Source organism: Clostridium sp. (genome assembly GCF_016650095.1).
GTDB lineage: Bacteria > Bacillota > Clostridia > Clostridiales > Clostridiaceae > Clostridium_AD.
In genome coordinates this window covers 1-6,882 of the sequence record NZ_JAENWL010000190.1, presented here as the reverse complement: position 1 = coordinate 6,882, position 6,882 = coordinate 1, and the positions used below count along the sequence as shown (strand labels likewise).

Sequence of the window (6,882 nt, the reverse complement as noted above, 5' to 3'; positions counted from 1 at the left end):
TGCCAAAGATACACTCATGCTACATATAATAAACGTGATTAGTCGATATTTCTTAACATTTATACCAGCATAAATGCTGGCAACTGGATTTCCACCTATTGAATATATCCTTCTTCCTAAGGTTGTTTTGTTTAATACAAATATTGCAATACCTACAAATATAAACATCAGTATTACTGGAAATGGTATAGGCCCTATATATCCTTGCCCTATAAAGAGCGAGATAGCCGGAACATTATCTGGGAAAAACATTGGACTCCCCTTCGTAATAAGCATTTTTATTCCATAAATTACCGAGCCAACTGCAAAAGTTGCTATAAAATCCGGCAATCCAATATAGGCAACCAAAGCTCCGTTTATCAGACCAATTACCAAACCACAACATAAAGCTGCCAATAGTGCTATCCAGAAGCTGTTTGTAGAAAAAAGAGTGGCTGCAAACAGGATGTTTATCAAGCCTGCGGCACTACCTATTGACATATCAAATCCACCAGCACCCATAACAAATGTAAAGCCAATAGCTATTATTGTCAGCATACTCATTTGTCTTAAAAGCATTAAAAGATTTCCTGATGAAAAGAAGTTTTCTGAGGCAAATGAAAATATAACGAATATAATCACAGCACACAATACTGTTCCATATTTTCTAAAAAAATTCAATAAGCCTTGTTTGTTCACTTTAATAAAGGGCATCATTTCACTCCTCCTAACATTGCATTCATTATTTTTTCTTCGGCATTTGATTCTTTTGGATTGAACTCGCCGACTAATTCTCCCTCATGCACGACTATTATTCGATCACTTAAGCACAATAGTTCTGGCAAATAGGATGAAAGCATTAATACTGTTTTGCCCTCTTTGGCTAGTTTTTCAATCATATGATAAATATCCTCTTTTGCCTTAATGTCTATCCCTTTTGTTGGTTCATCAAAGATGCCAATACTAAAACCACCATTCAACCATCTCGAAAGTATGACCTTTTGTTGATTACCTCCGCTAAGGAACTTCATTAGTTGCGAATGTCCTGTGGTCTTTATTGAGAGTTTATTAATATATTCATTTGCCACTTTGATTTCTTTTTTATTGTCAATTACACCGCCTCTGCTCCAATTATCTAGGTAAGTTAGCGTCGTGTTCTGCAAAACCGAAAAATTTGGTATAAGACCTTCTGCTTGCCTTTCTTCCGGCACTAAGGCCATGCCTGAATGAATTGCATTTTGCGGAGTTGGAGAGTAATCTTTACCTTTTACCTTCATTGTTCCCTTTTCAAGTTTATCAATACCAAACATGACCCTTGCAATTTCAGTTTTACCAGCTCCTACTACGCCAGCAACTCCTAATACCTCACCTTTTCTTAACTTGAAGCTTACATCCTTAAGCCTATTTGTGTATATGTTAGCTGCTTCAAAGTATACTTCATCCGTATAGTAACTGTCTTTCTTAATATAGCAACTATATGTCTTATCCCCTAACATCATAGCAATGATCTTATCTATAGATGCCTCTTTTCCACTCATTGTATCAATTTTCATACCATCTCTAAAAACTGTTATTCTATCAGAGATACTAGTTATTTCTTCTAGATTATGAGATATATATATTATACTGTGACCTTTTTCTTTAAGTCCAATAATAATCTTCAATAACCTCTTTCTTTCATCCAGCCCCAAGGATGTTGTAGGTTCATCAAATATTATTACTTTGGGTTCATGAATAAGTACTTTGCTTATTTCTACAATTCTCTTCATCGAGGCATTCAATAGCATTGTAGGTTTGTTTATATCAAAATCTATACCTAAGCTTTTTATAACATCTTTAGCTTTTTTTTTCATTTTCTTATCGTCCAAATAGGTTATCCCAGCCAGCTTAATTTTCTCTTCCGAGCCCACAAATATATTTTTATATATGGGAAAAAACGGTATTAAGTTTACTTCTTGATGCACAGTTCGTATCCCAACAGATTCACTTTGTCTTACATTGCTGAAGGACACTGGTTTGCCTTCCATCCACATTTCCCCTTCTGATGGTTGGTGTACACCAGAAAGGATTTTAATAAATGTTGACTTACCTGCACCGTTTTCACCAACTAAAGAGTGTATTTCTCCAGGTTTTAAATCAAAATTTATATCCTTTAAAACCCAAACGCCATTAAATTCTTTACTAATTCCATTTACTTCAATAACATTTTTTGTATTATCAGTTACCATTTTTACCCCTTCTCAGATTAAAATTATTTAGAATGGCAATTAGAACCTTACCATTCCAAATAATTATTAATTTTGATATATTATTCTTCTGGTATATTATCTTTGGTAATAAGTACAGCTGGAGTATAAATATGTCTTTCTGATATTTTATTTCCCCGTAACAATTCAAACATATTGTCTACTAATGTTCTAGCCATAGTATCTGGATCCTGTGCTAATGTAGCTATAAAAGGACTATCAGGTTTAGCCATTTCCTTATAAGCTTCTGGGTCGCCATCAACACCTACAACAATGATTTCATCTGTAAGCCCCGCTTCTCTGATTGCCTGCACTGCAGCGAGTCCTACTCCATCAAATGTTGCAAATACCGCTACAATATCTCCAGGATTTGGATACGCCTGTAGTATTGCTTCCATTTTTGACTTTCCATCCGGGAAGAAATCGGGCCAAGCATATGTAAAGCCAGCAACAATTTCTATATCAGGATATGTTGAAATCACTTCATGCATTGCTGCTCTTCTCGCTCTAATCATAGATCCAGCTTCATTGTATATTTCAACAATTTTCCCTTTACCACCAATTGCCTCGACCATTTGTTTCGCAGCTTCCGCTCCCATAGCTGACTCATTTGATTCAATAAATACATCTACAAATTCTGCATCCCCTGCACCCATAGAACCTATTATAATGCCCTTTTTCTTTGCTTCTAAAAGAACTGGTTCTAACTGTGTGATATCCCCTTCTTGAATGATTATGGCGTCAACATTCTGAGAAATCATATTCTCGATAGAAGCTACTCTTCCAGGAACGTCAGCATTTACAGTAGCTATTACTTCACCACCGTCTTTAGTTATTTGATCTTCTAGTGATGCTTTTCCAGTTCTTGCAAAAAAGTTTGCTTGTCCAAAGTTATTGATTCCTACTTTAAAAACTTTGTCCGCTGGAGTCGTATCTGGTGTTGCAGTTGCGCATCCTGTAAATACAAGACTTAACATAATAGCTACCGCAATAAAAACAGTAAATTTCTTTTTCATTTTTATTCCTCCCAAATTTTTTTTTGAACCTAAGTAACAATAATTATTTAATAATGTTCTATTTAATCAAATCTTCAATTGGAACATATTCAAGCTCGGGATAACCATATCTAGAGCCACCTAATGCTTTTCTTCCAATTTCAGTTTTCATACATGCTCTTAATCTTTCATGACATTGCATTCCAACTATTGAGACATGTATTCCTGGCTTAAGATCAACACTCATTATTCCTTTGCCTGTATCTGTATATAAAATACAAGCAAGGTCAGGAAATATTGACCTTATTTTTCCATCTACCCATACTGCCATGGTTTCGTTCTTAACAACTATTTTAGCAAGGCTGCCTTTATAATCATCAACACCCTTAACTTCTATATTTGTAAGATAGAAACCCCCTTTATCTTCTCCTTCTACATTTTCTAATACTCCCTTGAAGATAATTTCGCCATCTTCAAGTTCTTTAAAAGTCGCAACAGGATCAGTACCTTTTTCATTAGCTTCAATTATGGCATTCCCTATTGCAATACATCTTGTTATTGTATATGGAATGCAACTTTCCTTAAGTTGTTTCCCAGTCATTGCATAATGTGCATTGCCTCCCATTCCACCACCTTTAGTCACTACAATTCTGCCTATTTCATCGGCATATGTAGTTTCATTTGCATTCATAACAACAACAGTATTACCATTATTATCTACTAGTGGCATTGGGTTGAGGGATATACCATGACCTATAAAACTTGTCATTTGAGTTTCCGGAGCAGATCTTCCAACTGCATCTCCATTCACAATGGGGATTCCCATTCTTGCTGCAAGAGTCATAATTACAGGGGTATTCATTCCGCCAGCCTCAAAGGCTACAATATAGTCAAGCTTCCTTCCTTTAATCTTCTCCATCTCTCTGAATGCTTTAATAAGAACAAATTCTTCTTCCCAATTATTTACAATGTCATCGTAAGACATTTTCTCCAAGGTCTTAACTGATCCCATTATGCCACCACTGCAAATAAATGCGTCGTCCTCCACGTCCTCTGGGTCTACTATTTCATATACTCTACTTTTAGAAAAATCATTTTCAATAATTTTCCTTCCCCACTCAGGGTCACCACCACCACCTGTCCCTAGTATTCCAAGGCCTATAAGCAGTGCGTCTAAATCCTCTTTTTTAAGAGTTCTGTGTGCCATTATATATTTTCACCTCCTTTCATAATTTGATTTTGTATTTGGTTAATAACGATTTGTAGTCTACTCCTATTTATCACAATTACCTCCTTCGCTTTCATCTTTGTTAATTTCAGTAGGATATGGCACTTCAACTGCATAAGAACCCCCTGGTTCCATAAATAAATGAAGTTGTGAATTATTAAGATTATAACTTTGAATATGAATACAAGGATCGTATTCAGTTGTATTTATTAGCATTTCTGGAGTGAATGCCTTGTCGTCATACTGTGCATGAATCACATCAGCTATAATCAATGCATGGTCACCTGCGTCTTGAACGCTTACCACCTTGCACTCAAGATGCGCTCTACATTCTCCAACCCCTACTGGTTCAACCTTGGCAGATGGAATACGAGTGAATCCAGACCGATCGAATTTATTTTCTCCGAATTTTGTGGAGTATGAGCATTCAACCATTTTTTCTGCAATATTTAAGTCAGGCAGATTTACTACAAATTCTCCAGTTCTTTCAATGTTTTCCAGGCTGTGCTGTTTATTTGGCTTGCTAAGAAGGGCCATTGCCACTCTGGGAGGCTTTTGGGATACTGGAGTTATCCAGCTGAAAGGGGCAACGTGATCTGTTCCATCCTTGTTTTTTGTTGTGCACAAAATAGGCCTGCTTGGTTGTAGTAATAATAAACTTTTGTAAAGTTCTTCAATTTTTATTTCTTTTTTCATAAGACTGCTCTCCTATTACAATTTTAATAGTCGTAAATTTTATCTATTGTAACCCAGTTGTCTAGATATTTCTTTAGCAGTTCGGATGATTTCTTCAGTCAATTCTGGCATTCGATCTTTAGTTACAAAAAAAACAGGGCCAGATAAACTTATAGCTGCAATAACACTATCTGTCAGGTCAAAAATAGGCGCAGCGACACACCTTATACCTTCCTCATGTTCCATCTCATCAAAGCAATATCCATTTTTACGAATCATTAATAATTCTTCTTTTAACTTTTGAAAATCAGTTATAGTATTTTTTGTGTGTCCTTTTAAACCTTTTTTTTCAATAATCTTTTCAACCTCCACATCGCTTAATCCTGACAGTAGTATTTTGCCAACACCAGTACAATGAATCGGTCCTCTTTTACCAATCTGGGAAAACATTCTAATACTGTGTTCTGAGCTCTCTTCTTTATCTATGTATACAGCTTCTCCTTGATCCAATATAGCAAGATGTACAACTTCCTTGGTTTTTTTCGCTAATTCATTTATATAAGGACGCACAATTGAACGAAGATCTAATCTGTCAAGGATGGCGCTCCCAAGTTGAAGGATTTTAATGCCCAATAGGTACCTATCGCTGTTAATATCTTTTTCTACATAACCCCGACTCATCAATGTAAATAAAAGTCTGAAGACAGTAGTCTTAGGAAAACCTGTATAATTAGATAACTCAGTTACACCAAGTCCGGTTTTCTCTTTTGATAGAGCTTCAAGGATAGTAATAGATTTATCAACAGACTGGACAAAATTTTTATCTAAATTACTCATAATAATACCTCTCGTATGGCTCGTACCGCATTGCGGCACATTGTTCCAGTTTATATTTACTATAATAAATCAATTAAAGTGATTTGTAAAGTACTATTTTATTAAATATTTTGCTCCTTGAATGCAATACTAAATTCCACTCTTTAAATAAAATAACGGCATTTACTTCTTCATAAATTCGTGGCTTGTTTGCTATGCAAAATTTGCAAATTCTCTCAATCACACCTTTATTATACCACTTTTTTTGCAAAATATGACGCCAAAAAAAGCTTGCAAAATGGCGTTTAACCTTTCACAAACTCTTCTTTTTACTTTGTGGAATTTAATTTTTCATTCAAAGCAACGCAATAAAATCATTCAGTGATATTTTCAATTCATTCATTTAAGTATAGTGGCAGAATTATTGTAATGCCTCACACATATAGCTGACCGGGAACGAATTATTATCTTCCACAATTTTCATGAGAACATTTAAATCGCTGGTCTGCTTTATTGATTTGATATTTAGTTTCCCGAATAATGTTCCAAAAAAAGAATTGTCGGTGTATTCTAAATCAATTACATCACAGTTTTCCAAACCATATTCTGAAATCATGTCAGCTTTGGCATCATCGAAACTTGCAATCTTGTCAACAAGGCCGTTTTCAAGTGCCTGCTTTGCTGTATAAATTCTCCCATCAGCAATTTTTTTTACAGTATCTATATCCATTTCTCTTTCTTCGGCAACTATACCCGTAAACTGAGCATACGCTTCATCAATCAGGCTCTGAAATATAGCCAATTGTTCTGGTGTAAGCTCATCATAATTGCTACCCATCGCTTTATTGGGGCCGGAGGTTATCGTTTTAGATTTCACCCCGTAATTTTCAAGAAGCTGAGAAAAATCGAACAGTGTACCTATAGTAACCCCAATAGATCCTGT

The 6,882-nt window shown here is 35.4% G+C and carries 7 protein-coding genes; all 7 read right to left on the bottom strand.

The window, feature by feature from the left end; genetic code table 11:
- A partial coding sequence (locus tag JJE11_RS11655; RefSeq protein ID WP_291635769.1) for an ABC transporter permease occupies positions 1-693 on the bottom strand: 693 nt, incomplete at its 3' end.
- Positions 693-2,207, bottom strand: a complete 1,515-nt coding sequence (locus JJE11_RS11650; RefSeq protein ID WP_291635767.1) for a sugar ABC transporter ATP-binding protein — start codon at positions 2,205-2,207, stop codon at positions 693-695. The genes JJE11_RS11650 and JJE11_RS11655, both read right to left, overlap by 1 nt.
- Positions 2,208-2,287: 80 nt before the next feature.
- Positions 2,288-3,241, bottom strand: a complete 954-nt coding sequence (locus tag JJE11_RS11645) for a sugar ABC transporter substrate-binding protein (RefSeq protein ID WP_291635765.1) — start codon at positions 3,239-3,241, stop codon at positions 2,288-2,290.
- Between the two features lie 58 nt (positions 3,242-3,299).
- The gene (locus JJE11_RS11640; RefSeq protein ID WP_291635763.1) at positions 3,300-4,427 is read right to left on the bottom strand and encodes a DUF917 domain-containing protein; all 1,128 of its coding nucleotides are present in this window, start codon (positions 4,425-4,427) and stop codon (positions 3,300-3,302) included.
- Positions 4,428-4,493: 66 nt separating this feature from the next.
- Positions 4,494-5,075 (bottom strand): flavin reductase family protein, encoded by a 582-nt coding sequence (locus JJE11_RS11635; protein WP_291635761.1) that lies wholly within the window; start codon positions 5,073-5,075, stop codon positions 4,494-4,496.
- A gap of 108 nt (positions 5,076-5,183) precedes the next feature.
- On the bottom strand, positions 5,184-5,960 hold the full coding sequence (locus tag JJE11_RS11630; protein WP_291635759.1) for an IclR family transcriptional regulator: 777 nt from the start codon (positions 5,958-5,960) through the stop codon (positions 5,184-5,186).
- Positions 5,961-6,360: 400 nt separating this feature from the next.
- The coding region (locus JJE11_RS11625; protein ID WP_291635757.1) for a S49 family peptidase at positions 6,361-6,882 on the bottom strand (522 nt) is incomplete at its 5' end.

Bases quoted from the DNA above. Each gene is read 5' to 3' on its own strand.
- JJE11_RS11645 (WP_291635765.1), bottom strand. From the start codon at position 3,241: ATGAAAAAGAAATTTACTGTTTTTATTGCGGTAGCTATTATGTTAAGT.
- JJE11_RS11630 (WP_291635759.1), bottom strand. From the start codon at position 5,960: ATGAGTAATTTAGATAAAAATTTTGTCCAGTCTGTTGATAAATCTATT.
- JJE11_RS11650 (WP_291635767.1), bottom strand. From the start codon at position 2,207: ATGGTAACTGATAATACAAAAAATGTTATTGAAGTAAATGGAATTAGT.
- JJE11_RS11640 (WP_291635763.1), bottom strand. From the start codon at position 4,427: ATGGCACACAGAACTCTTAAAAAAGAGGATTTAGACGCACTGCTTATA.